The organism is Cytobacillus sp. IB215665, from assembly GCF_033963835.1.
GTDB lineage: Bacteria > Bacillota > Bacilli > Bacillales > SM2101 > Nanhaiella.
On the sequence record NZ_JAXBME010000002.1, the window covers coordinates 98,695 to 124,777 of the forward strand.

The following is a 26,083-nucleotide window of genomic DNA, read 5'->3' on the forward strand; positions in this document are numbered from 1 at the left end:
TTGTCATTAATTTAAAAATCTAGAACAGTTACTATCCAAATTGTTATCACGAGAAGATGTCACAATACTTGTCTTATACATGTTTCTTTTTTAGTCCAAGAAACAACAAACAATGCGAAAACAGCAATTACAAATGAGTGTTCAAAAAGGAGGAAATTACGTGGGCGCAAAGGTAAAGGTAGGTGTAAGAAATAACGTTAAACCAAAGATGAGCGGATCTTATATGCTAATAGAAGCGTTAAAGAAGGAAAACGTTGAAGTCATTTTTGGTTATCCAGGTGGTGCTGTTCTCCCAATTTACGATTCACTTTATGATTCTGGAATAGACCATGTGCTTACAAGACATGAACAAGGAGGCATACATGCAGCTGAAGGTTATGCAAGAATTTCTGGAAAGCCAGGAGTGGTGATTGCGACTTCTGGTCCAGGAGCAACGAATATCGTAACTGGCTTAACTGATGCAATGATAGATTCATTGCCACTTGTTGTATTTACTGGACAGGTAGCATCTTCAGTGATTGGAACAGATGCATTCCAAGAAGCAGATATTCTAGGAATTACTACACCAATTACGAAGCACAATTATCAAATAAGAGATGTTAAAGACGTACCAAAGGTGATAAAAGAGGCATTTCATATTGCAACGACAGGGCGTCCTGGACCGGTATTAATTGATATTCCGAAAGATATGGCAATACTTGAAGGTCATTTTGATTACGATCAAAAAATATCTCTTCCAGGGTATCAGCCTACTAGGGAGCCAAATCATCTTCAAATTCGTAAATTAGTTGAAGCAGTCAGTCAAGCGCAAAAACCGGTTATTCTTGCCGGAGCTGGAGTTCTACATGCAAATGCTTCAAACGAATTGAAGGCATACGCTGAACAACAAAGCATTCCAATTATACACACTTTATTAGGTTTAGGTGGCTTTCCAGCAGAGCATGAGTTATCCCTTGGCATGGCGGGTATGCATGGCACATACACAGCCAATATGGCTCTATATGAATGTGATTTACTCATAAGTATAGGTGCTAGGTTCGATGATCGAGTAACTGGTAATTTGAAGCATTTCGCACCAGATGCAGTTGTAGCCCACATCGATATTGACCCTGCTGAAATCGGTAAAAACGTACCGACGCAAATTCCAGTAGTTGGAGATGCAAAAGAAGCATTAAAAGAACTCATTGCTCAAAATGGTAAATGTGGACCTTCAAGTGAATGGCGTAAGAAGGTAGCTAACCGAAAACTAGAATATCCGCTAGTTTATCAAAAGAATACGAACGAACTTAAACCACAAAAAGTAATTGAATTAATTTACGAACATACAAATGGTGAAGCAATTATTACGACTGACGTTGGGCAACACCAAATGTGGACTGCACAATACTACAAATTTAAATATCCAAATAGGTGGGTCACATCTGGAGGGCTAGGTACAATGGGTTTTGGTTTACCAGCAGCTATAGGTGCCCAGCTTGCTGATAGAGAAGCTACTGTCATTTCAATTGTCGGTGACGGAGGGTTTCAAATGACCTGTCAGGAACTATCAGTTATGCAGGAACTTAATTTACCTGTCAAAGCTGTAATTATTAACAATCAATCATTAGGAATGGTTAGACAATGGCAACAAATATTTTATGATGAACGGTATTCACATTCACTTATTCCAAATCAACCAGATTTTGCGAAGCTTGCAGAAGCATACGGAATTAAAGGGTTAAAAGCAACAACGGAAGCAGAAGCAAAAAAAGTGTTGCAAGAAGCTTTAGAAATTGATGGACCAGTTCTCATCGATTTCCATGTTACTTCTGATGAGAATGTTTATCCGATGGTAGCCCCAGGCAAAGGATTACATGAGATGGTGGGGGTGAAATTGTGAAACGTATTATCACATTAACTGTTAATAATCGTTCTGGTGTTTTAAATCGCATTACAGGTTTATTTACAAAACGTCATTATAACATCGAGAGTATAACAGTTGGAGCAACAGAAGTAGCTGGAGTTTCTCGGATAACATGTGTTGTTCACGTTGAGGATCAGCGAGTAGCTGAGCAAATTACAAAGCAACTAAATAAGCAAATTGATGTCTTGAAGGTAATGGACATAACTGATCAAGCTATCGTTGCGAGAGAATTAGCGTTAATTAAAGTAGTTGCACCTCCAGCAACTAGGAATGAAATATATGGTTTAATCGAACCATTTCGAGCATCAATCCTTGATGTTAGTAAGGATAGCCTTGTTATACAAGTAACTGGAGAATCATCAAAGATTGAAGCACTCATTGAATTAATAAAACCTTATGGAATTAAAGAAATAGCTAGAACAGGAACAACAGCATTTGCACGTGGTATGCAAAAAGCTGTAACAAATATAAAATCACATTCAATCGTCTAAAAAGGGAGAGATTAAATCATGGTAAAAGTATATTATAACGGGGATGCAAACGATAGTTATTTAACAGGAAAGAAGGTAGCAATCATCGGGTATGGTTCTCAAGGTCATGCACATGCCCTAAATTTAAGTGAAAGTGGAGTAGATGTAGTAGTAGGTTTAAGAAAAGGTGGTTCATGGGACAAAGCAGTAGCAGATGGATTTACGGTACAATCGGTTAAAGAAGCAGCAGAACAAGCTGATATTGTCATGGTTTTATTACCTGATGAACTTCAAACGAAAGTATATAAAGAAGAAATTGAACAAGGTCTTAAACCGGGGAATGCTTTAGTATTTGCACATGGATTTAACATTCATTTCAATCAAATTGTACCACCAAGCTTCGTTGATGTGTTTTTAGTAGCACCAAAAGGTCCAGGACATCTTGTTAGACGAACGTACAAAGAAGGTGCTGGAGTGCCAGCGTTATTCGCTCTATATCAGGATGTATCAGGTGAAGCAAAAGAGGTTGCTTTAGCATATGCCAAAGCAATTGGCTCAGCTCGAGCTGGGGTACTTGAAACAACGTTCCAAGAAGAAACAGAAACAGACCTATTTGGTGAACAAGCGGTTTTATGTGGAGGTTTAACATCACTTGTTAAGGCTGGATTTGAAACATTAGTAGAAGCGGGATATCAGCCAGAGCTTGCATATTTTGAATGTCTACATGAGCTCAAATTAATTATCGATTTAATGTATGAAGATGGTTTAGAAGGTATGCGTTACTCAATTTCTGATACAGCACAATGGGGAGATTTTGTATCAGGCCCTAGAGTAATCACTGATTCCGTTAAGCAAGAAATGAAAAAAGTACTAGAAGATATCCAAACAGGTAAATTTGCAAAAGGCTGGATCTTAGAAAATCAAGCAAATCGTCCTGAATTTACAGCGATTAATAAACGGGAAAATGAGCATCAAATTGAAGTAGTGGGACGTGAATTAAGAAAAATGATGCCATTTATTAAACAAAAGAAGGAGGCAGTCGGAACAAGTGCAGACAATTAAAATCTTTGATACAACGCTTCGAGATGGTGAACAATCTCCTGGAGTCAATTTGAACTTATCGGAAAAGATAGAAATTGCTAAACAGCTTGAACGTCTAGGTGTTGATATTATTGAAGCAGGTTTTCCAGCTGCTTCAAGCGGTGACTTACAATCAGTGAGAGAAGTTGCAGCTGTTATTAAAAACAGTTCAGTTACAGGACTTTCACGATCAGTTCAATCAGATATCGATGCAGCATGGGATGCGTTAAAAGGTGGAGCTCAGCCTCGACTTCACCTTTTTATCGCAACATCCCCAATTCATATGAAATATAAGTTAAAGCAAAGCCCAGAGCAAGTACTTGAGTCGGCAGTGCAGGCTGTTAAATACGCCAAACAGCGGTTTCCTATCATTCAATGGTCAGCTGAAGATGCTTGTCGTTCAGAGCTCCCATTTTTAGCGAAAATTGTAACAGCAGTAATTGAAGCAGGAGCAAGTGTCATTAATATTCCAGATACTGTAGGATATATAACCCCGAAGGAATACGGTGAAATATTCAGCTATCTTAAGGAAAATGTTCGGAATATTCAAAAAGTTTCTTTGTCTGCTCATTGTCACGATGATTTAGGGATGGCAGTTGTTAATTCTCTAAGTGCCATTGAACATGGTGCAACACAGGTAGAAGCAACATTAAACGGGATTGGGGAGCGTGCTGGAAATGCTTCTTTAGAAGAAATCGCTGTAGCTCTCCATATTCGAAAAGATTTCTATAATGCTAAAACAAATATCCAATTAAATGAAATAAAAAGAACAAGTGACTTAGTAAGCAAACTAACAGGTATGGTCATACCACCAAATAAAGCAGTAGTTGGTAAAAATGCTTTTGCACATGAGGCAGGAATTCATCAGGATGGTGTGTTAAAAGAAAAAACAACGTATGAAATTATTTCGCCTGAATTAGTCGGTGTAAATACAAATGCAATGGTGCTTGGTAAACATTCTGGACGACATGCGTTCAGAACGCGTATCCAAGAGCTAGGGATCTCAGTGAAAGATGAAGAAATTAATTCATTGTTTAAGTTATTTAAAGATTTAGCAGATAAGAAGAAAGACATTACTGATGATGATTTAATTGCATTAGTGCTAGAGGAAAGATTCGGGAAGGGAGATACACAATATGAATTAATCTCTCTTCAAGTGCAATACGGTACCAACCAAGTGCCAACTGCCACTATTACCCTTAAAGGATTGGAAGGTGAAATCATTCAAGAGGCGGCAACTGGAGCAGGTAGCGTAGAGGCTGTTTACAATACATTGGAAAGAATGGTCCATGCTTCTGTAAAACTATTAGATTACAAAATACAATCAGTTAGTGGAGGTAGGGATGCGTTAGCACAAGTATATGTGAATGTTCGTGTAAATGGTGAAGAGACGAGTGGAAGAGGCTTGGATCAAGACGTGTTAGAAGCTTCTGCGAAAGCATATATCAATGCGATAAATAGAGTATTATACCTACAAAAATATAAGAATACTGTAGAAGAAGTGACGATAAAATAACAGCTTAACAAGAGAAAACTATCGTATGCCCTCTAAATAAACCAATAAGTTAACAATTATAATTTGAGATTGGAGGAATAAAAAGTGAAAAAGAAAATTACCGTGTTACCCGGAGATGGAATTGGTCCAGAAGTTACTAGAGGGGCAGTAGAAATATTAAAAGCTGTAGGAGAGCGATTTAATCATCAATTTGACTTTATATATAGCTTAATTGGTGGAGCAGCGATTGAACAAACAGGCAGTCCGTTACCAGATAAGACGTTAAATGATTGCAAACAAAGTGATGCTGTATTGTTAGGTGCTGTTGGAGGACCGCAATGGGATCAAAACCCACCTGAGCTTCGGCCTGAAAAGGGCTTATTACAAATTCGTAAAGAATTGGAGTTATATGCAAATTTACGACCTGTATCATTTAACCCTAGTTTAATTGAGTCGTCACCAATAAAAGAGAATATAATTACAGGCGTTGATTTACTCATCGTAAGAGAGCTTACAGGAGGATTATATTTTGGAAAACCAAGTGCTCGAACGATAGATAGAGGAGAAGAATCTGTCGTAGATACACTTTTTTATAAACGAAAAGAAATGAAGAGAATATTAGTCACTGCATTTGAATTGGCTAAGAACCGTCGGAGCAAAGTTACTTCTGTTGATAAAGCAAATGTACTTGAGTCTAGTCGCATGTGGAGAGAAGTAGCTGAGGAGGTAGCGCAAGATTTTTCAAATGTTCAATTAGAGCATATGTTGGTCGATAACGCAGCGATGCAATTAATAAAAAATCCAACACAGTTTGATGTTATCGTAACTGAAAATATGTTTGGTGATATATTAAGTGATGAAGCATCAATGTTGACGGGATCTTTAGGAATGCTTCCATCGGCAAGTTTGTCAACTACTGGTCCGTGTTTGTATGAACCAATACATGGGTCAGCACCAGATATTGCAGGTCAAAATAAAGCGAATCCGGTAGCAATGATATTGTCTACTGCTATGATGCTAAGAAACTCCTTTCAAATGGATGAAGAAGCAAAAGCAATTGAAAATGCTGTAAATACAGTGCTTGCTGCTGGACACCGTACTCCTGATGTTGTACAAGAAGGAAAAAGAGCGATTAATACAGAAGAAATGGTTGATCGAATTAAAGCAGCTGTACTAGAACATGCTGCAATATCAAACATTATGTCAATATACGCGTAAATTATAGGCAGGCCTAAGTGGGAAACCTTGGTACACCCATCTAATAGTTCTTTAGACCTATTAGATGGAAACTTATATAGTGTATTTACACGAATGATGTTTGAATAACATTTGACATTATTGAGAGGTGAATTTATTCGTGGAACCAAAAAATATTATAGAAAAAATATGGGAAAAAAATATCGTATATCAAGAAGAAGGCAAGCCTGATTTATTGTATATAGACCTTCATCTCGTTCATGAAGTTACTTCCCCACAAGCATTTGAAGGGTTACGTTTAAATAATAGGAAAGTAAGACGCCCGGATTTAACATTTGCGACGATGGATCATAATGTACCTACTTTCAATCGCTATATCATCCAAGATGAAGTCGCACAAAATCAAATGACAGCTCTTGAAAAAAATTGTGAAGAATTTGGCATTCATTTAGCAGATTTAAACAGTCCTGATCAAGGTATTGTTCATGTTATAGGACCTCAATTAGGTCTCACACAGCCTGGGAAAACAATCGTATGTGGTGATAGTCATACATCGACACATGGAGCATTTGGAGCTTTAGCATTCGGTATTGGTACTAGTGAAGTTGAACACGTATTGGCAACTCAAACGTTATGGCAACATCGACCTAAAACATTAAAAATCAATATAAATGGTAAGTTAGCTGCTGGTGTTTCAGCAAAAGATGTCATCTTATCTATTATTGGAGAATATGGTGTGAATGTTGGTACAGGTCATATTATTGAATTTACAGGTGATACCATCCGTAATATGTCCATGGAGGAACGGATGACCATATGTAATATGTCAATAGAAGCAGGTGCAAAAGCTGGCTTAATTAGTCCAGATAGAACAACATTTTCATATTTAAAAGGAAAGAAGCATATTCCCGAGGGTGAAGAGTATAATAAATTTGTTAAAAAATGGGAGAGTCTAGCAAGTGATTCAAATGCAACCTTTGATAGAGTCATTGAAATTGACGCAAGTAAAATAGCTCCAACTGTTACATGGGGAACAACACCGGGGATGAGTGTGACGATCGAGCAAGTAATACCTTCTCCTCTAGACTTTAATGATGAAGCAGATCAAAGGGCTGTAGATAGTGCACTACAATATATGGGCTTACAAGCTGGTACGCAAATTTCTGATGTAGAAATTCAACATGTATTTATAGGTTCATGTACAAATTCAAGGATAAGCGATCTTCGTGAAGCTGCTAAAATTGCGCAAGGGAACAAGGTATCAAGTCAGGTAAGAGCGCTAGTTGTACCAGGTTCACAAGAGGTGAAGCGTCAGGCGGAAGAGGAAGGTTTAGCAGATATTTTTATTGCAGCAGGTTTTGAGTGGCGTGAATCAGGGTGTAGCATGTGCTTAAGTATGAATCCAGATGTTGTACCAGAGGGAGAACGTTGTGCCTCAACATCAAACCGAAATTTTGAAGGAAGACAAGGGAAAGGTGCTAGAACTCATTTAGTTAGTCCTGCAATGGCAGCAGCAGCTGCTATTTATGGTAGGTTTGTAGATATTAGAAAACTACAAAAAGCTACTGTGTAGTTTAGCAAGTGACATAGTCGGCAGTTGGAACTACTGGGGATTCCTCAAAGTTTTAGCACTTATCTTAAAGTTAAAGGAGAGATAGGGGTATGGAACCATTTCATATTCATACTGGTAAGGTAGCAGGGTTAGATCGTGTAAATGTTGATACTGACCAAATCATACCTAAGCAATTTTTAAAAAGAATAGAGCGAACAGGGTTTGGTCAATATTTATTTTATGACTGGCGGTATCTTGATGATCATACATTAAATTCTGATTTTGAATTAAATAAACAGGAAAACGCTGGTGCAACAATACTTGTTGCAAATGAAAATTTTGGATGTGGCTCTTCTCGTGAACATGCCCCGTGGGCATTACAAGACTATGGATTTAAAGTAATTATCGCTCCATCATTTGCTGATATATTTTATGGAAATTGCTTAAAAAATGGTTTGCTCCCAATTAAATTAGATAGAGAAGATGTAAAGTATATATTATATGAAGGAAATAGTTCTAACTATACTTTACAAATAGATTTAGAGAATCAAAATATCTCGGATGAGAAAGGCTTTAGTAAAGGATTTTTCATTGATCAATACAGAAAAGAGTTGTTAGTTAAAGGCTGGGATGAAATAGACTTGACTTTTGTTTATGAAAAACACATATCACAATATGAGAAATTAAATAAGTAGTAGAGGCGCCCAGGTTCTTTCCGAGGCGCTTCTTGTTTTCTGTTCACTTACTTGATAAACTTAATAACACAAAAGTACGAAAATGGCTATAGGGCGGTAAAATTGATGGCAGATAACAGAAAACAAAGAGAAAATATTCTTCCCTTCCCTAATCTAAAAGAACGGCTTATTGAAAAGGGGTTTGATCAACTACAGCAAAAGCAATTTCAAGAAGCACTTTTGTTGTTTGATCAAGCAGGTGAAATAGAAAGAGATCACCCTGAAATTGAATTAGGTACTGTGTTATGCCTGTTTGAGTTAAATAGATTTGAGGAAGCAAAAGAAATATGTAATAGCATGCTGCAAAAAGGAATTGGCGACTATTATCAAGTTTTACAAATATATACGTCTATTCTGCTACAGCAAGGGCATTACAATGAAATCATTACTACGATTGAGGCTATACTTCAAGAGGGGAATATCCCTTCAGAATATGCTGAAAATATGTTTAAACTTCTAGACTTCAGTAGAAAAATGAATGTCAATAATGTGGAGAGTAGTAATAACGATAATATTGCCGAAGGTAGCACTTTGGATCAAATGCTCAACCAAGGCGATGATATTGAAGAACACTGGAAAGCAATTCAACTTCTTCGAAATCAAAATGTTCGACGTGAGAGACAAACTATAGAGACATATTTAATTAACCCTAAAAAATCACCACTTATTAAATCTGCTTTATTACAAGTTTTAATGGAGCAAGAAGTAGATTTTGATATAAGTATCATTAAATTTAATCGAGATATAACAATAAAACCAACCGAGCTTTTAGATAGTAGAGAGGATCCTTTTACAAAAGAAGTTTTAACAATACTGGAAAAGAATGTTTCGAATGAAAATCCGACTTTATATGAAGTAATTAAAGAGATTTGGTTTAGACATTTGTTCATTTTATTTCCTTTATACCCTGAACCTAGGGAAGCAAATCTCTGGGCTGCAGCATTACATATAATAGCTTTGGAGATGCAGGGGTTTGATCATGACCGACATAGTATAGTATCCAAGTATGATGTAAATAATGACCAATTAATGCAAGCATGTGAAGCCATCTATAAGATTGAGGACATTTCTTCATAGTAAATGAGTTGAACATTAAATAGTCATACTACCTACATAACTGGGAATCTTTAACTGTTAATTAATTTATATAAAAAAATCAGTTTGTGTTGAAAGCAAATTATTCTGTGTTATAATGTAGTGGTTGTATTGTAGTAAATTTGAAGCTACATATAAGTGCGCAAAAAGATAATGATACAATCAATTCGTTATCTATCATATTTGATTAATGAAGCATATAAATAGATGTTGGAGGGAATTTTTATGTCTGCAAAATGGGAAAAATCAGAAGGGAACCAAGGTGTCCTAACTGTTGAAGTAGATGCGGAAAAAGTTAATGAAGGACTAGATGCTGCGTTTAACAAAGTTGTGAAACAGGTGAACGTTCCTGGTTTCCGTAAAGGTAAAATGCCAAGAAGCCTATTTGAAAAAAGGTTCGGAGTAGAGTCTTTATATCAAGATGCTTTAGATATTTTATTACCTGAGGCATACTCTGCAGCTGTAGAGGAAACTGGAATTGAACCAGTTGATCGCCCAGATGTTGATATTGAACAAATGGAAAAAGGTAAAACACTTATTTTCACAGCGAAGGTAACAGTGAAACCGGAAGTTAAATTAGGTGAATATAAAGGCTTAGAAGTTGAAGAACTTGATGCTACTGTAACTGATGAAGATGTCGATAATGAACTTAAGCAACTTCAAGAACGCCAAGCAGAATTAACTTTAAAAGAAGAAGGTTCTGTTGAAAACGGTAATACAGTAATCATGGATTTCGAAGGTTTTGTTAATGGTGAAGCATTTGAAGGTGGAACAGCTGAAAATTATTCATTAGAGATCGGATCAGGTACATTTATTCCTGGTTTTGAAGATCAGTTAGTTGGTTTAGAAGCAGGTGCTGAAAAAGAAGTTGAAGTAACTTTCCCTGAAGAATACCACTCTGAAGAATTAGCTGGTAAGCCAGCAACGTTTAAGGTGAAAGTTCATGAAATAAAAGCAAAGGAACTTCCAGTCTTAGATGATGAGTTTGCAAAAGATGTTGATGATGAAGTTGAATCTTTAGAAGAATTAACAACAAAAACGAAAGAAAAATTACAAGAAACTAAAAAGCGTGAAGCAGAGGATAACCTTAGAAATTCATTAATAGAAAAAGCTGCTGAAAATGCTGAAGTAGAAATTCCTGAAGCGATGTTTAAAACTGAGACAGATAGAATGGTTCAAGAGTTTGAACAGCGTCTACAAATGCAAGGTATGAACCTTGAGTTATACACACAATTCTCTGGTCAAGATGAAGCGGCACTCAGAGAGCAAATGAAGGAAGAGGCTGAAAAGCGCGTTAAAATTAACTTAACTTTAGAAGCAATTGCTGAAGCTGAGAATTTTGATGTTACAGACGAAGAAATTGAAAAAGAACTTGAAAATATGGCAGGTATGTACAACATGCCTATAGAAGAAATTAAGAAGATGTTAGGGAATTTAGATAGCATCAAAGGAGATTTAAAAATTCGTAAATCAATTGATTTTCTTGTAGAGAATCGTAAAGATGTTGCATAATAATAAGTAAGAAGTAAAACAAGGCACGAAGTACATCGTGCCTTGTTTTATCTAATCAGAGGATAATTTAGGCGTCTTATTTTTCCATGTATTGCTAACAATAATGTTATTTTTTTTAAATGAGTATGGGTAAAGTAATTATTAATGGCTCTTATCTAACCAAGTTGCTAATGATCATAAGTTAGAAGAGCTCGTTTTAAAAAAAAGCTCTTTTTGCAAAATTTGTTGCTATTATCACCAAATTAGCCCCATAAAAAATGGCTCTAGATGTTAGTCATCATGTTTCATAAGAAAAGAAGCTACGAACACTAGTTGTGTACGTATTTATTTCTCAGTAGGAAAAAAACAACCAATGAGAAAATTGCTTAATTCATAAACGATAAGTAGGTCAGTGCATTCTACTGTTATTATTTATCCTTATGAGTTATAATGTTGTATTAATAAAGATGATCAGCTGTTATACATAGTGTTGAGCGCATTATTTTTGTTAGCAAGTACATTTGTGATAAAATGCAATACATAACTTTTTTAAATCGGTAATTTTGATTGTAATATGAGGATAACGAGAACATAGAAGGATAAGGCGCTGTTGCTTTAAACATCCTCCATAAGAAAAAATGAAATAAGGGGTGAAAATATGGGATTTAAATTTAACGAAGAAAAAGGACAATTAAAATGTTCGTTTTGCGGAAAAACCCAAGATCAGGTTCGTAAATTAGTTGCCGGTCCAGGTGTATATATATGTGATGAATGTATAGAATTATGCACTGAAATAGTTGAGGAGGAATTAGGGACTGAAGAAGAAGTAGAATTCAAAGAAGTTCCGAAACCAATTGCAATTCGCGAAATCCTTGACGAGTATGTTATTGGTCAAGATGCTGCAAAGAAATCCCTTGCAGTAGCAGTGTACAATCATTACAAGCGAATTAACTCAAATAGTAAAATTGATGATGTTGAACTTTCAAAAAGTAACATCGCAATGATTGGTCCAACTGGATCTGGTAAGACCTTGCTAGCTGAAACATTAGCAAGAATTTTAAATGTACCATTTGCTATTGCTGATGCTACATCACTTACTGAGGCTGGATATGTAGGTGAAGACGTTGAAAATATTTTGTTAAAGTTAATACAAGCAGCTGATTATGATGTTGAAAAGGCTGAAAAGGGTATCATTTATATTGACGAGATAGATAAAGTTGCTCGTAAATCGGAAAATCCTTCCATTACTCGTGATGTTTCTGGAGAAGGCGTGCAACAGGCATTGCTGAAAATTTTAGAAGGCACTATTGCTAGTGTTCCTCCTCAAGGTGGAAGGAAGCATCCACATCAAGAGTTTATCCAAATTGATACAACAAATATTTTATTTATATGTGGTGGTGCCTTTGACGGCATTGAGCCAATTATAAAACGCCGTTTAGGTAAAAAGGTGATCGGTTTTGGATCAGACATGAAACAAAAAGAGCATGATCAGAAAGAGCTGTTATCAAAAGTTCTACCTGAAGATTTGCTGAAGTTTGGACTAATTCCAGAATTTATAGGTCGATTACCAGTAATCGCAAGCTTAGAACCACTTGATGAAGATGCATTAGTGAAAATCCTTACATTACCTAAAAATGCACTTGTGAAACAGTATCAGAAGATGCTTGAGTTAGATAATGTAGAGTTAGATTTTGAAGAAGATGCTCTGATTGAAATCGCCAAAAAAGCAATTGAACGGAAAACAGGAGCTCGTGGTCTACGTTCAATTATTGAAGGTATTATGCTGGATGTTATGTTTGAGCTTCCTTCTAGAGAGGACATATCAAAGTGTATTATAACGGCAGATACTGTTATGCATAATACTCCACCAAAATTAATTCTTGATGATGGTTCAGAATTAAAAGATCGAAAAACATCAGCTTAAAAGATGACTGGAAACATAACCTCTAAAGGATATTACTTACCTTTAGAGGTTTTTAGGGTTTATCCCAATAATAATTTTAGGAAAGTGGGCAGCTAATTTACTGAGGAATGAACGAGGTGTTCAGTAGTCAGTGACTTATTTCCACTAATTTTAATGTATGAAAAAAATGTGTTTATACAAACTTCTGCACGGAGATACTATCAATTAATGATGGATTCATACGTTCAGGAGGGAATTGATATGAGTTGGACTAGCATCGCCTTACTCGTCCAGTTATTTTTTGGTGTAATTATTGGGCTATATTTTTGGAATTTATTAAGAAATCAACGCACTCAAAAAATATCAATTGATAAAGAATCACGTAAAGAAATGGAACATTTGAGAAAACTTCGCTCTATTTCATTAACTGAGCCATTAGCCGAGAAAGTTAGGCCGTCAAGTTTTCAAGAAATTGTCGGACAAGTAGATGGAATTCGTTCTTTAAAGGCTGCTTTATGTGGGCCAAACCCTCAACATGTCCTTATATATGGCCCACCTGGTGTAGGAAAGACGGCTGCGGCTAGATTAGTATTAGAAGAAGCAAAGAAAAGCTCTAAATCACCATTTCACCAATCTTCGGTTTTTGTTGAACTTGACGCTACTACTGCTCGTTTTGATGAAAGGGGAATTGCTGACCCACTAATTGGCTCAGTACATGATCCAATTTATCAAGGTGCGGGGGCCATGGGGCAAGCAGGTATACCGCAGCCGAAGCAAGGTGCTGTGACGAATGCCCATGGTGGTGTACTTTTTATTGATGAGATTGGAGAGCTTCACCCTATTCAAATGAATAAGCTACTAAAGGTTCTTGAAGATCGAAAAGTATTTTTGGAAAGTGCTTATTATAGTGAAGAAAATTCACAAATTCCTAATCATATTCATGATATTTTTCAAAATGGTTTACCAGCAGATTTTCGGTTAATTGGAGCGACTACTAGAACACCAAGTGAAATACCTCCTGCGATTCGTTCTCGATGTTTAGAAGTGTTTTTCCGTGAGTTAGATAAAGATGAAATTAAGGTTGTAGCTAGCAATGCCGCTCAGAAAGTACAAATGGAGATAGATGATAAAGGTTTAGAGATTTTATCAAATTATGCTAGGAATGGTCGTGAAGCAGTCAATATGGTTCAAGTTGCTGCAGGGATTGCAATTTCTGAAGAAAGAGAGAGCATATACGATGAGGATATAGAGTGGGTTATTGAGTCCTCTCAACTCGTACCACGTTATGAAAAGAAAATTTGTGCTAATTCAAAGGTAGGCCTAGTTAATGGCTTAGCTGTATTTGGGCCAAATACAGGAGCGTTACTAGAAATTGAAGTAACGATTATTCCTGCAGAAGATCAAGGTACAATTAATATCACAGGTATTGCAGAAGAGGAAAGTATTGGAGATAGGGCTAAATCAATTAGACGAAAAAGTATGGCTAAAGGGTCTATTGAAAATGTAATTACTGTTCTTCGTTCTATGGGCGTCCCTGCATCAGATTTTGATATACATGTCAATTTTCCTGGCGGATTTCCAGTGGATGGTCCTTCTGCAGGGATTGCAATGGCGACTGGTATTTATTCTGCAATTAATAAAGTGAAAGTTGATAGAACTGTAGCGATGACAGGGGAGATTAGTATTCACGGTAATGTTAAACCAATTGGTGGTGTCGTTGCGAAGGTGAAAGCTGCAAGACAAGCAGGAGCAAAAAAGGTGATCATACCATCGGAAAATATGCAAAAGCTCTTAAAAGGCATAGAAGGAATTGAGATTATTCCTGTCAATCACCTAAATGAAGTATTCGATATTGCTTTAATAAAGCCAAAAATTCATCATACTGAATCAATCATATCATCTCCAGCAAAACTACAGGAAAAAGAATCAGTTTAATGATCGTTATTTGAAAAGGGTTTATTAAGTTGTTTTATTAATTGTTGGTTTCATTATTTAGTAAATAAATAACTTTTCTTCTCTAACAAACCTTATCTTATTTTTCATATGGCTGTTTTCGCATTGATTGTTGCTTTTAAGAAATAAAAACGTATAAATCAAATCTTTTTTCTCATTTAAAATAAAGTCACTTACATTAATTTGTTTGTTGCTGTCCAGCAACAAATTATAAGAAAAGAGAGCCTTTCAAATTTAGTAACAATAACAGCAGAATTTTGAAATGAGCCATAGTATAAAGTGCCTTGTAAGTTAGACTCTTTGTACTGTGGCGCTTTCAAATAGTAAAAAACACTCCTTCAATAAATGTAGTGATAGTTGTTTCTATTTTACAAAGGAAAAAATGTACTATACAATAGTTCAATACAAGTATTTAGTGTTTTATATAATTGGAGGTATTTTTCCGATGGGTAAGAATAAACAAATGATCGTTCCCCTCCTGCCTCTCCGAGGAGTATTAATCTATCCGACAATGGTATTGCATCTAGATGTCGGTCGTGATAAATCTGTGAAAGCGCTCGAAAAAGCAATGATGGAAGACCGACATATTTTCTTATCATCGCAAGTAGATGTTTCGATAGAAGAACCAACGATCGATGATCTGTACGAAATGGGGACATTAACCCATGTTAAGCAAATGCTTAAGTTGCCAAATGGTACAATTCGGGTTTTAGTAGAAGGGATTAGTAGAGCTGAAATCGAGACATATTATGATGAAGGTACTTATCACTCTGCAAAAATTAATACATATGAGGATCCGCAGGTGAAAGGCAATGAAGAAGAAGCATTGATGAGGACAATGCTACAATTATTTGAGCAATACATAAAACTATCAAAAAAAATATCGGCAGAAACGTTTATGACAGTGTCGGATATTGAAGAGCCAGGGAGAATGGCAGATATCATTGCTTCCCATTTACCGTTAAAGATTAAAGAGAAGCAAGAGATATTGGAAACAACAGATCTTAAAGAACGTCTTCATCAAGTCATTACTATCATTAATAATGAACGTGAAGTTTTAAACTTAGAGAAAAAAATAGGACAAACTGTAAAACGGTCAATGGAACGAACGCAAAAAGAGTACTATCTCCGTGAGCAAATGAAAGCAATACAAAAAGAGCTAGGAGATAAAGAAGGAAAAACTGGTGAAATTGAAAAACTAAAAAGTAAAATACATGAAGTTGGGATGCCTGACCAAGTAAAAGAAACTGCTTTAAAAGAGTTAGATAGATATGAGAAAATACCTGTTAGCTCTGCTGAGAGTGGTGTAATTAGAAATTATATTGATTGGTTAATTATGTTACCTTGGTCTGTTTCTACAGAGGATAGTTTAAATGTCAAAAAAGCTGAAAAGATCTTAAACGATGAGCATTTCGGTCTTGAAAAAGTGAAAGAACGTGTTCTTGAATACTTAGCAGTGCAGCAGTTAACCGAATCGTTAAAAGGACCAATTTTATGCCTGTCCGGCCCTCCAGGGGTAGGTAAGACATCACTGGCTAAGTCTATAGCTAAATCATTAAATAGAAATTTTGTCCGTATTTCCCTTGGTGGTGTCCGTGATGAATCAGAGATTAGGGGGCACCGGAGAACATATGTAGGGGCGATGCCAGGTAGAATTATTCAAGGTATGAAAAAAGCATCAACTATCAATCCGGTATTTCTATTGGATGAAATTGATAAAATGTCAAGTGATTTTCGTGGAGATCCATCTTCTGCAATGCTAGAAGTACTTGATCCAGAACAAAACCATTCATTTAGTGACCACTATATTGAAGAACCATATGATTTATCTAATGTAGTATTTATTGCTACTGCTAATGATTTATCTACAATTCCAGGACCGCTTCGAGATAGAATGGAAATAATTACCATTGCTGGTTATACTGAAATTGAAAAACTGCATATTGCAAAGGACCATTTATTTCCTAAGCAGCTGAAAGAACATGGTATGAAAAAAGCAGTATTACAAATTAGAGATGATGGATTACAGAGTGTTATAAGATATTACACACGTGAAGCAGGTGTTCGTGGATTAGAACGTCAGCTCGCAACAATATGTAGAAAAGCAGCTAAGTTAATTGTTGCAGAAGAACGCAAAAGAGTAATCATTACTGATAAGAATATTGAAGAATTTTTAGGGAAAAAAATATTTCGTTACGGTCAAGCTGAAATAGATGACCAAGTTGGTGTGGCAACTGGGCTTGCATATACTCCTGTTGGAGGAGATACGTTATCAATAGAAGTTTCACTTTCTCCAGGTAAGGGGAAGCTTGTTTTAACTGGTAAACTTGGTGATGTAATGAAAGAATCAGCACAAGCTGCATTCAGTTACATACGATCTAGAGCAGAAGAGCTTCATATTGATCCTAATTTCCATGAAGAGAATGATATCCACATTCATGTCCCTGAAGGTGCAGTACCTAAAGATGGTCCATCAGCTGGAATTACTATGGCAACAGCACTTATTTCTGCATTAACGGATTATCCTGTTAGTAAAGAAGTTGGTATGACTGGAGAAATTACCCTTCGTGGAAGAGTGCTTCCTATAGGAGGACTGAAAGAAAAAACGTTAAGTGCTCATCGAGCTGGCTTAAGGAAAATTATTGTTCCAAAAGATAATGAAAAAGATATTGAGGATATTCCAGAAAGTGTGAGAAATGATTTGACCTTCATACTCGTTTCTCATTTAGATGAAGTCTTGGAACATGCGATTTTAGGAGATACTATATGAAAGTTACAGATGCAGAAATAGTTATTAGTGCAGTGAAGCCAGAACAGTATCCAAATGCAGAGAGGTTTCCAGAATTTGCTTTAGCAGGAAGATCAAATGTTGGTAAATCTTCCTTTATAAATAAAATGATCCATCGTAAAAATTTAGCTAGAACATCATCAAAACCAGGTAAGACACAAACGTTAAACTTTTATTTGCTTAATGAATCAGTATATTTTGTTGATGTACCCGGTTATGGCTATGCAAAAGTGTCTAAGAAGGAACGGGAAGCATGGGGGAAAATGATCGAGAAGTATCTTACTACACGTGAGCCATTACGTGCGGTAATTTTATTAATAGATCTTCGTCATCCACCTTCCAACGATGATGTGATTATGTATGACTTTTTAAAGCATTATGAAATTCCTACTATTGTAATTGCAACAAAGGCAGATAAGATCCCAAAGGGTAAATGGGAAAAACATGCTAAAGTTATTCGTCAGGACCTACAACTCGATCCTAACGATCAGTTAATACTATTTTCATCTGAAACAGGCAAAGGAAAAGTAGAGGCCTGGTCAGCTTTAAATAAGTTTATGTAATGATAGTCACGGTAAGCAGGGTATGTTTATACTCTGCTTACTTTTTTGTGTTTAATAATAATGTGTTTTAGTATGCAATATTTGTAGCATTGAAAAATAAGCACGATACAACTAGAATTTCATGACGTGTTTGCTAGTAAGTGTTGAAAATCGCATAAAACCTTTGTTAGCACAACAGAAGAGCGTCTCAATATTATTAGCTAGCTTGTTAAATTGGAATTTGCATATGCTTGAGGGAAAAAAAGAGGCTTCTGTGCTTTTCTAGTTGTCAGCTTCAGGCCTCAAGGTCGCTTTGCCCTTTCACCGAAAAGCAACAAGTGCCATCAAGCGAAAGAACTTTAGCGTATGTTTGAAGATTCAGTATGGAGACATACATTTAGAATTTGGTGTTGCATGATTGGGCATGCACCTACACTTTTCTAATTGTCTAGCCTTAGCCCTTTCTGAAAAATAGAATATATAAACCGATAGCAATAAGAATGAATGGCCAGAAACTTGATATGCTTGATGTAGTATTTTCGAGATTGCCAATCCAATTCATAATCTCGTTATTAAATAGAAACAATAGAGCTATAAACAATAATAGTAACCCTTGAATCAATCCTGTTTTTAATTTTGTATACTGTAATAATAATCCTATGGATATAATAAATAATAGCATGACATGATTATCTGGCCAAAAGGGTAAATTAAAGAAATTTTGAAAATGAATGCCGAAGCCAAATAAAATGAATCCAGGTAAAATATTGTTATATTGCTTAGTTATGTATGCGTGAGCTAGCAAAGCGGTTCCGATGATTAACAGCCAAGTAGGCCATGTGTAGAAACCTGGAGTTATTTTAATGTTTAGTTGTTGAACGAGCAAATAAATCCCAAATCCTATAAGGATAATGCTTGAAAAAATGCTCTGTTTCTTCATGAAAACCTCCTTGAATTTAATAGAGCTTACTTGATAAACAAAGCTGTTTTTGATATTCTACACAATGTAGTACGTATTTAATTAATCTTAACATATGTTCATATTGTGTTCACATTTAAAAAAATGACAATATTTCATACATGTTATAATAGATATAGTTTTATGTATATGGGAGAATAGGTATATTAGGGGGTGCAAAGTTACAGTGCATATCATCGTTGTTGGGGTAAATTATAAAACAGCACCTGTCGAAATTCGTGAAAAATTGACTTTTGATGCAAATAGATTACATGAGGCAATGAAAGCTTTGCAAAAGCAAAAGAGTATATTAGAAAATGTTATTATTTCAACATGTAATCGAACTGAAGTCTATGCTGTTGTTGATCAATTGCATACAGGTCGATACTATATAAAAGCTTTTTTAGCAGACTGGTTTAATTTAGATAAAGATGAGGTATCGCCGTATTTAACGATATTTGAAAGTGATGGTGCGATTGAGCACCTATTTAATGTCACATGTGGCTTAAAGTCAATGGTTTTAGGTGAGACACAAATATTAGGTCAGGTTCGGTCAAGTTTCTTATTAGCTCAGGAGGCGCAAACGACTGGCACAATTTTCAACCAGTTATTTAAACAAGTAATCACATTAGCAAAACGTGCGCATTCGGAAACTGAAATTTCTTCAAATGCAATGTCTATCAGCTATGCTGCAGTTGAGCTTGCAAAGAAGATTTTTGGTCAGTTAACAAATAAACATGTGTTAATTTTAGGTGCAGGTAAGATGGGAGAACTAGCAGTCGAAAATCTTCATGGCAATGGTGTAAAACAAGTTACGGTAGTTAATAGAACGATGGAAAAAGCTGAATCCCTAGCCGAGCGCTTTTCTGGACAAGCTAAGTCAATGGAAGATATACAGCAAGCTATAGTAGAAGCTGATATAATGATAAGTTCGACTGGAGCTAAGGGTTATGTTATAAACAAAGCTATGATGGAACAAGTTAAAAAAATGAGAAAAGGTAGACCTATATTTATGGTCGATATTGCTGTTCCTCGCGATTTAGATCCACAGCTTGCAGAGCTTGATAATGTATTTTTGTATGATATTGATGATTTAGAGGATATAGTACAAGCTAATTTAGCGGAGCGAGAAAAGGCTTCAATACAAATTGAGTTAATGATTGAGTCAGAAATAGTGATGTTTAAACAATGGCTTAATACATTAGGAGTTGTACCTGTTATCTCTGCACTTAGACAACGTGCTCTTGAAGTTCAAGCTGAAACGATGAGAAGCATCGATCGTAAACTACCGAACCTTTCAGAACGAGAAAGAAAAGTAATTAATAAACATACAAAGAGCATTGTTAATCAATTGCTAAAAGATCCAATCTTGGGAGCAAAAGAAATAGCAGCGGAAGATAATGCTGAAGAGTCATTACAACTCTTTATGAAAATATTTAATATTGAAGAAGCGGTAAAGGTTGAGCTAGACAAGCAGCAAGTTCAACAGCTTGCGACTGCAAAACAGCTATCTCTTCATAGTTCATAAGTGAGGAGACGAAAATGATAGATATATATATGACAAGGCTATATGAGTTTACCGTATGTATATATGCAGTAAGTGTACTGCTATATTTTGTTGACTTTCTTCATAATAACCGGAAGGCTAATAAAGTTGCCTTCTGGTTACTTTCTATTGTTTGGTGCTTACAAACAATTTTTTTGTTTCTGAGAATGATGGAAACAGGGCGCTTTCCTATTTTGACGCTCTTTGAAGGACTCTATTTTTATGCATGGGTATTGATTACGTTATCACTTGTAATTAATCGTCTGTTACGAGTGGACTTTATTGTTTTTTTTACGAACGTACTAGGCTTTTTTGTAATGGCCTTACATACATTCGCGCCTAATCATGAACAATCTGTCGCTGGCGCCGAGCAACTCATGTCAGAATTATTAGTGATTCATATTACAATGACTATATTGTCATATGGAGCATTTACATTATCTTTTATTTTTACCACACTATATTTGATTCAATATAATTTGCTAAAACAAAAGAGATGGGGAAAACGTTTGCTTCGTATAGAAGACCTCACTAAATTGGATCATATGTCTTATGTGTTAAACGTAATTGGGGTACCAATGCTACTACTAGGGTTAATTTTAGGCTTGATATGGGCTTATATCCAAATTCCTAATTTTCATTGGTATGATGTGAAAGTCCTTGGCTCGTTTACGGTTTTAATTGTATACGGGGTTTATCTATATATGCGTGTGGGTAGGAATTTACAAGGGAAAACGCTTGCGACATGGAATGTGGCTTCATTTTTAGTACTTCTTATTAATTTTTTTCTATTCGGAAGTCTATCTAGATTTCATTAATAGTACTGCATTTTAAACAAAAACGATAGTGGTTGCTGGAATAAGATATAACCGCTTCCACTTTGCTAATGATTTAGGAGGAAATCATGCGAAAAATAATTGTAGGTTCTCGTAAAAGTAAATTAGCGTTAACTCAAACTAATTGGGTAATAGATACTTTAAAGCAATTAGGCGTTCCATTTGAGTTTGAAGTGAAAGAAATTGTTACAAAAGGTGATAAAATTCTTGATGTGACCTTATCAAAGGTTGGCGGAAAAGGGTTGTTTGTTAAAGAAATCGAACAAGCTATGCTAAATAAAGAAATTGATATGGCCGTTCATAGTATGAAGGATATGCCAGCTGTTTTACCAGAACATTTAACGATTGGCTGTATTCCAAAACGTGAGGACCCAAGAGATGTCATAATTTCAAAAGGTGACATTCCTTTTGAGCAGCTCCCAAGTGGAGCAATAATTGGAACAAGTAGTTTACGAAGAGCAGCACAGCTGCTAGCACTTCGCTCCGATATAGAGATTAAATGGATTCGAGGTAATATTGATACTCGCTTAAGAAAATTAGAAAATAACGAATATGAAGCAATTGTTTTAGCAGCAGCAGGATTAGCACGTATGGGGTGGAAAGATGATGTAGTAACTGAATATCTTGAGCCGATAAGTTGTTTACCTGCTGTCGGTCAGGGCGCACTTGGAATTGAGTGTCGCAGTGATGATATGGACCTTTTGAATGAACTGGCAAAATTAAATGATAAAGAAACTTCTCGAACTACTGAAGCAGAGCGTACATTTCTTGATAAGATGGAAGGTGGCTGTCAAGTTCCAATTGCGGGGTATGCTCAAATTAACCAGCATGATGAAATTGTATTACATGCACTCGTAGCTGCACCTGATGGTGAAACAATCTTTAAAGAAACGATCACCGGAACAAACCCAGAGGAAGTAGGTATATTAGCTGCTATGAAGCTTACGAAAATGGGGGCCAAAAACCTCATTGACCAAGTGAAAGAGGAGCTTAATCAATAATGGATAATATGTTACCTCTTCATAACAAAAAAATACTTGTGACAAGAGGTAAACAGCAAGCAAAAGGCTTTGCTGAGAAAATTGTAGAACTTGGAGGTATCGCGGTAGAAATTCCACTAATTTCTATCATTCCTGCAAATTATACACATGAAAGTAAAATGATTGTGAATGAGCTACATGAATATCAATGGCTTATTTTCTCAAGCGCAAATGGCGTACATTTCTTTTTTCAACAATTTCAGGAGCAGCTAGAATGTAACGTATTATTTCCGCAGATTGCTGTAGTAGGAAAAAGAACTTTAGAAGCATTACAACAGTATGGACACGAAGCGTCAGTTGTACCAAAACAGTTTGTACAAGAAAGTTTATTAGAGGCATTATATCCATATTTGAATTCGGTAGATCGAATTTTAAATGTTCGAGGGAATCTTTCACGTGATACGTTTAAGTCTCAGTTAATTAGCAACGGATATGATGTAACAGATTTGGTCGTTTATCAAACAATTGAGAACAGCCAGAGTAAACATAATTTATATAAATTGCTCTCAAATGATGACATAGATGTCATCACATTTGCGAGTTCCTCAGCTGTCAAAAACTTTGTATCATTATTAAATGGGCATTCGATAGATCACTACATCCGAGGCTGTATAGTCGCTTGTATCGGCCCAATTACGAAAGAAACAGCAACTAAACTTGGTATAACCGTGCATATATGTCCAAAAGAGTATACGCTTGATAGTATGCTGCAAGAGCTTGTTCTGTATTATAACCGAGTGTCAAATTAATTAGAATAGGCTGTTTTCGCATTAATTGTTGCTTTTCGTACTAAGAGCCAAACACGTACACAACTAGAGTTCGTGGCATCTATTCTTCTGTACAACAATGACTAACCATGTTAAACCACTTTTTTTGGTGCTAATTGGATAACAATAGCAACAAAGTTTACGAAAAGAGCCATAGAATAACATTTTTAAGTGATAAGCAAATTTGTTTAACTCGGACTTTTGTGAAAATCATGTGAGTATATGAAAGGAAGGATTGTTACATGAAAGATATTAATTTTTCCCGTTATCGTAGGCTGCGTCAATCAGCTAATGTCCGAAGAATGGTACGAGAGACACATTTACACGTTGAAGATTTCATTTATCCTCTATTTGTGGTAGAAGGAGAGAACCAGAAAAACCCTGTTTCATCCATGCCTGGCGTTTATCAATATTCACTTGATCGTCTTAACGAAGAAGTATCCGAAATTGTTGAACTTGGGATACCATCTGTCATTGTCTTCGGGGTACCTAATGAGAAAGATGATGTTGGCTCTCAAGCATATCATGACCATGGAATTGTTCAAGATGCTATACGACAACTTAAAGCATCTTTTCCTGAGCTTGTCGTTATAGCAGATACATGCCTCTGTCAATATACAGATCATGGGCATTGCGGAATTATCCAAGATGGACAAGTTTTGAATGACCCGTCATTAAATTTACTCGTGAAAACAGCGATAAGCCAGGCAAAAGCTGGGGCTGATATTATTGCTCCTTCTAATATGATGGATGGTTTTGTAGCAGCAATTCGTCAAGGCTTAGATGAAGCGGGCTTTGAGTATATTCCAATTATGTCTTATGGTGTAAAGTATGCATCTGCTTTCTATGGCCCCTTTAGAGATGCGGCTCATGGTGCGCCACAGTTTGGGGATCGTAAAACATACCAAATGGACCCAGCAAACCGTTTGGAAGCACTTCGTGAAGCTCAATCTGACGTAGAAGAAGGAGCGGACTTTCTCATTGTCAAACCGGCTCTTTCATATTTAGACATCATTAGAGATATGCAAAACAATATTAACATCCCATTTGTAGCTTATAACGTAAGCGGTGAATATTCGATGATTAAAGCAGCAGCACAAAATGGTTGGTTGAATGAACAAGAGGTCGTTTTAGAAAAATTGACAAGTATGAAGCGAGCTGGAGTTGATCTAATCATAACCTACTTTGCTAAAGATGCAGCCCGTTGGTTAACTGAGAAGTAAACTTGTTGAGAAACTTAAACGTCAGGGAATGGAGATACTCTATTACCCCTGAGTAACTCCATTGATAATTTATAGGAAGGTGTCTAATTATGCGAAGCTATCAAAAGTCAATTGAAGCATTTGAAAAAGCACAACAACTTATGCCAGGTGGAGTGAATAGTCCTGTTCGTGCATTTAAATCTGTTGATATGAATCCGATCTTTATGAAAAAGGGTAAAGGATCAAAAATATACGATATTGATGGAAATGAATATATAGATTATGTTTTGTCGTGGGGACCACTTATTCATGGACATGCAAATGAAAGAGTAGTAGAAGCAATTAAAAAAGTAACTGAAGATGGCACAAGCTTTGGAGCACCATCATTAATCGAAAATGATCTTGCCCAGCTTGTTATTGAGCGCGTACCATCCATTGAAGTAATTAGAATGGTTAGCTCAGGTACAGAGGCAACAATGAGTGCTCTTCGTTTAGCCCGAGGTTATACTTCTCGCAATAAAATAATGAAGTTTGAAGGTTGTTATCATGGACACGGAGATTCATTATTAATTAAAGCTGGATCAGGAGTTGCAACACTCGGCTTACCTGACAGTCCTGGTGTGCCAGAGGGTGTTGCGAAAAATACTATTACAGTTCCTTATAATGATCTCAATAGTGTCAAATATGCTTTTGAGCAATTTGGTGATGATATTGCTGGTGTGATCGTTGAACCGGTTGCTGGTAATATGGGGGTTGTACCACCTCAGGAGGGCTTTCTAGAAGGACTAAGGGAAATTACTGAGGAGTATGGTTCATTATTAATCTTTGATGAAGTTATGACAGGATTTAGAGTTGCGTATCATTGTGCACAAGGGTATTTTGGTGTTACCCCAGATATAACATGCCTAGGAAAAGTTATTGGCGGTGGTCTTCCAGTAGGTGCATACGGTGGAAAAGCGGAAATAATGAATCAAATCGCTCCGAGTGGACCAATTTATCAAGCAGGTACACTTTCTGGTAACCCACTTGCAATGACAGCTGGTTATGAAACATTGATCCAGTTAACACCTGAATCATATGCACAATTTGAACAGAAAGCAGATCTTTTAGAGGAAGGTCTATCAGCAGCAGCACGTAAATATGAAATTCCACATACAATCAATCGTGCTGGTTCAATGATCGGCTTCTTCTTTACAGATGAACAAGTATCAAATTATGAAATGGCAAAAAAATCTAATTTAGCTTATTTTGCTACATTTTATAAAGCTATGTCTGAACAAGGTGTCTTTTTGCCACCATCTCAGTTTGAAGGGCTATTCTTATCAACTGCTCATACGCATGAAGATATTCATCATACAATTCACAGTGCGGAAATTGCTTTTTCAAAGCTTAAATCGTAAGTAAATGAACATAGAAACAGAAGGTGTAGATAAAGTGTATCATCAACTTTATCTACACCTTTTTCATGTTTTATCATCGTTTTATACATAAATGATCAATTTCATACATAAATCTGTAATGTCATAGTAAA

General features: G+C 36.1%; 20 protein-coding genes. 19 read left to right on the forward strand and 1 reads right to left on the reverse strand.

Annotation, left to right across the window (positions count from 1 at the left end; all coding sequences use genetic code 11):
* Positions 1–208 precede the first annotated feature (208 nt).
* The 13 genes from ilvB (at position 209) to yihA (ending at position 18,224) form a co-directional block, all read left to right on the forward strand.
* Positions 209–1,879 (forward strand): acetolactate synthase large subunit, encoded by a 1,671-nt coding sequence (gene ilvB, locus SLH52_RS02495; protein ID WP_320208045.1) that lies wholly within the window; start codon positions 209–211, stop codon positions 1,877–1,879.
* Positions 1,876–2,394, forward strand: coding sequence for an acetolactate synthase small subunit (gene ilvN, locus SLH52_RS02500; protein ID WP_214481520.1), 519 nt, complete (start codon positions 1,876–1,878; stop codon positions 2,392–2,394). The genes ilvB and ilvN overlap by 4 nt, the downstream gene beginning before the upstream one ends.
* Before the next feature lie 18 nt (positions 2,395–2,412).
* Complete coding sequence (ilvC, locus tag SLH52_RS02505; protein WP_214481516.1) at positions 2,413–3,435, forward strand: ketol-acid reductoisomerase; 1,023 nt, start codon at positions 2,413–2,415, stop codon at positions 3,433–3,435.
* Positions 3,422–4,969, forward strand: a complete 1,548-nt coding sequence (locus SLH52_RS02510; protein ID WP_320207725.1) for a 2-isopropylmalate synthase — start codon at positions 3,422–3,424, stop codon at positions 4,967–4,969. Before ilvC ends, SLH52_RS02510 begins: the two co-directional genes overlap by 14 nt.
* Positions 4,970–5,053: 84 nt before the next feature.
* A complete protein-coding gene (gene leuB / locus SLH52_RS02515) occupies positions 5,054–6,166 on the forward strand; it encodes a 3-isopropylmalate dehydrogenase (RefSeq protein WP_320207726.1) in 1,113 nt (370 codons plus the stop codon).
* 139 nt (positions 6,167–6,305) lie between these two features.
* Positions 6,306–7,718 (forward strand): 3-isopropylmalate dehydratase large subunit, encoded by a 1,413-nt coding sequence (leuC, locus tag SLH52_RS02520; RefSeq protein WP_320207727.1) that lies wholly within the window; start codon positions 6,306–6,308, stop codon positions 7,716–7,718.
* Positions 7,719–7,807: 89 nt separating this feature from the next.
* Complete coding sequence (leuD, locus tag SLH52_RS02525) at positions 7,808–8,392, forward strand: 3-isopropylmalate dehydratase small subunit (RefSeq protein WP_320207728.1); 585 nt, start codon at positions 7,808–7,810, stop codon at positions 8,390–8,392.
* Positions 8,393–8,497: 105 nt separating this feature from the next.
* Positions 8,498–9,508, forward strand: coding sequence for a tetratricopeptide repeat protein (locus tag SLH52_RS02530; RefSeq protein WP_320207729.1), 1,011 nt, complete (start codon positions 8,498–8,500; stop codon positions 9,506–9,508).
* Between the two features lie 243 nt (positions 9,509–9,751).
* Positions 9,752–11,038 carry a trigger factor gene (gene tig, locus SLH52_RS02535; protein WP_320207730.1) on the forward strand — a complete coding sequence of 429 codons (1,287 nt, stop codon included), beginning with the start codon at positions 9,752–9,754 and terminating at the stop codon, positions 11,036–11,038.
* Positions 11,039–11,675: 637 nt separating this feature from the next.
* A complete protein-coding gene (gene clpX, locus SLH52_RS02540; RefSeq protein WP_214481502.1) occupies positions 11,676–12,941 on the forward strand; it encodes an ATP-dependent protease ATP-binding subunit ClpX in 1,266 nt (421 codons plus the stop codon).
* A 240-nt stretch (positions 12,942–13,181) separates the two neighbouring features.
* The gene (gene lonB / locus SLH52_RS02545) at positions 13,182–14,855 is read left to right on the forward strand and encodes an ATP-dependent protease LonB (RefSeq protein ID WP_320207731.1); all 1,674 of its coding nucleotides are present in this window, start codon (positions 13,182–13,184) and stop codon (positions 14,853–14,855) included.
* A 463-nt stretch (positions 14,856–15,318) separates the two neighbouring features.
* Positions 15,319–17,643, forward strand: a complete 2,325-nt coding sequence (gene lon / locus SLH52_RS02550; RefSeq protein WP_320207732.1) for an endopeptidase La — start codon at positions 15,319–15,321, stop codon at positions 17,641–17,643.
* Positions 17,640–18,224, forward strand: coding sequence for a ribosome biogenesis GTP-binding protein YihA/YsxC (gene yihA / locus SLH52_RS02555; protein ID WP_320207733.1), 585 nt, complete (start codon positions 17,640–17,642; stop codon positions 18,222–18,224). The genes lon and yihA overlap by 4 nt, the downstream gene beginning before the upstream one ends.
* A 433-nt stretch (positions 18,225–18,657) precedes the next feature.
* Here yihA and SLH52_RS02560 read toward each other — a convergent pair whose 3' ends face one another.
* Positions 18,658–19,143 (reverse strand): LiaI-LiaF-like domain-containing protein, encoded by a 486-nt coding sequence (locus SLH52_RS02560; protein ID WP_320207734.1) that lies wholly within the window; start codon positions 19,141–19,143, stop codon positions 18,658–18,660.
* A 205-nt stretch (positions 19,144–19,348) separates the two neighbouring features.
* Here SLH52_RS02560 and hemA point away from each other — a divergent pair, with 205 nt between their 5' ends.
* The 6 genes from hemA (at position 19,349) to hemL (ending at position 25,952) form a co-directional block, all read left to right on the forward strand.
* Positions 19,349–20,689 (forward strand): glutamyl-tRNA reductase, encoded by a 1,341-nt coding sequence (gene hemA, locus SLH52_RS02565; protein ID WP_320207735.1) that lies wholly within the window; start codon positions 19,349–19,351, stop codon positions 20,687–20,689.
* 14 nt (positions 20,690–20,703) lie between these two features.
* Positions 20,704–21,525, forward strand: coding sequence for a cytochrome c biogenesis protein (locus SLH52_RS02570; RefSeq protein ID WP_320207736.1), 822 nt, complete (start codon positions 20,704–20,706; stop codon positions 21,523–21,525).
* A gap of 86 nt (positions 21,526–21,611) precedes the next feature.
* Positions 21,612–22,544: a hydroxymethylbilane synthase gene (gene hemC, locus SLH52_RS02575; protein ID WP_320207737.1), complete on the forward strand. Its 933-nt coding sequence runs from the start codon at positions 21,612–21,614 to the stop codon at positions 22,542–22,544.
* Entirely contained in the window at positions 22,544–23,332 is a 789-nt protein-coding gene (locus SLH52_RS02580) for a uroporphyrinogen-III synthase (protein ID WP_320207738.1), read from the forward strand. The genes hemC and SLH52_RS02580 overlap by 1 nt, the downstream gene beginning before the upstream one ends.
* Positions 23,333–23,592: 260 nt before the next feature.
* Positions 23,593–24,573, forward strand: a complete 981-nt coding sequence (gene hemB / locus SLH52_RS02585; protein WP_320207739.1) for a porphobilinogen synthase — start codon at positions 23,593–23,595, stop codon at positions 24,571–24,573.
* An 89-nt stretch (positions 24,574–24,662) separates the two neighbouring features.
* On the forward strand, positions 24,663–25,952 hold the full coding sequence (gene hemL, locus SLH52_RS02590; protein WP_320207740.1) for a glutamate-1-semialdehyde 2,1-aminomutase: 1,290 nt from the start codon (positions 24,663–24,665) through the stop codon (positions 25,950–25,952).
* The last annotated feature ends 131 nt before the right edge of the window (positions 25,953–26,083 follow it).

Excerpts from the sequence above, each read along its gene's own strand:
- ilvB (WP_320208045.1), top strand. The coding sequence starts at position 209 with ATGAGCGGATCTTATATGCTAATAGAAGCGTTAAAGAAGGAAAACGTT.
- ilvC (WP_214481516.1), top strand. The coding sequence starts at position 2,413 with ATGGTAAAAGTATATTATAACGGGGATGCAAACGATAGTTATTTAACA.
- leuD (WP_320207728.1), top strand. The coding sequence starts at position 7,808 with ATGGAACCATTTCATATTCATACTGGTAAGGTAGCAGGGTTAGATCGT.
- SLH52_RS02530 (WP_320207729.1), top strand. The coding sequence starts at position 8,498 with ATGGCAGATAACAGAAAACAAAGAGAAAATATTCTTCCCTTCCCTAAT.
- tig (WP_320207730.1), top strand. The coding sequence starts at position 9,752 with ATGTCTGCAAAATGGGAAAAATCAGAAGGGAACCAAGGTGTCCTAACT.
- clpX (WP_214481502.1), top strand. The coding sequence starts at position 11,676 with ATGGGATTTAAATTTAACGAAGAAAAAGGACAATTAAAATGTTCGTTT.
- lonB (WP_320207731.1), top strand. The coding sequence starts at position 13,182 with ATGAGTTGGACTAGCATCGCCTTACTCGTCCAGTTATTTTTTGGTGTA.
- lon (WP_320207732.1), top strand. The coding sequence starts at position 15,319 with ATGGGTAAGAATAAACAAATGATCGTTCCCCTCCTGCCTCTCCGAGGA.
- yihA (WP_320207733.1), top strand. The coding sequence starts at position 17,640 with ATGAAAGTTACAGATGCAGAAATAGTTATTAGTGCAGTGAAGCCAGAA.
- SLH52_RS02560 (WP_320207734.1), bottom strand. The coding sequence starts at position 19,143 with ATGAAGAAACAGAGCATTTTTTCAAGCATTATCCTTATAGGATTTGGG.
- SLH52_RS02570 (WP_320207736.1), top strand. The coding sequence starts at position 20,704 with ATGATAGATATATATATGACAAGGCTATATGAGTTTACCGTATGTATA.
- hemC (WP_320207737.1), top strand. The coding sequence starts at position 21,612 with ATGCGAAAAATAATTGTAGGTTCTCGTAAAAGTAAATTAGCGTTAACT.
- SLH52_RS02580 (WP_320207738.1), top strand. The coding sequence starts at position 22,544 with ATGGATAATATGTTACCTCTTCATAACAAAAAAATACTTGTGACAAGA.
- hemB (WP_320207739.1), top strand. The coding sequence starts at position 23,593 with ATGAAAGATATTAATTTTTCCCGTTATCGTAGGCTGCGTCAATCAGCT.
- hemL (WP_320207740.1), top strand. The coding sequence starts at position 24,663 with ATGCGAAGCTATCAAAAGTCAATTGAAGCATTTGAAAAAGCACAACAA.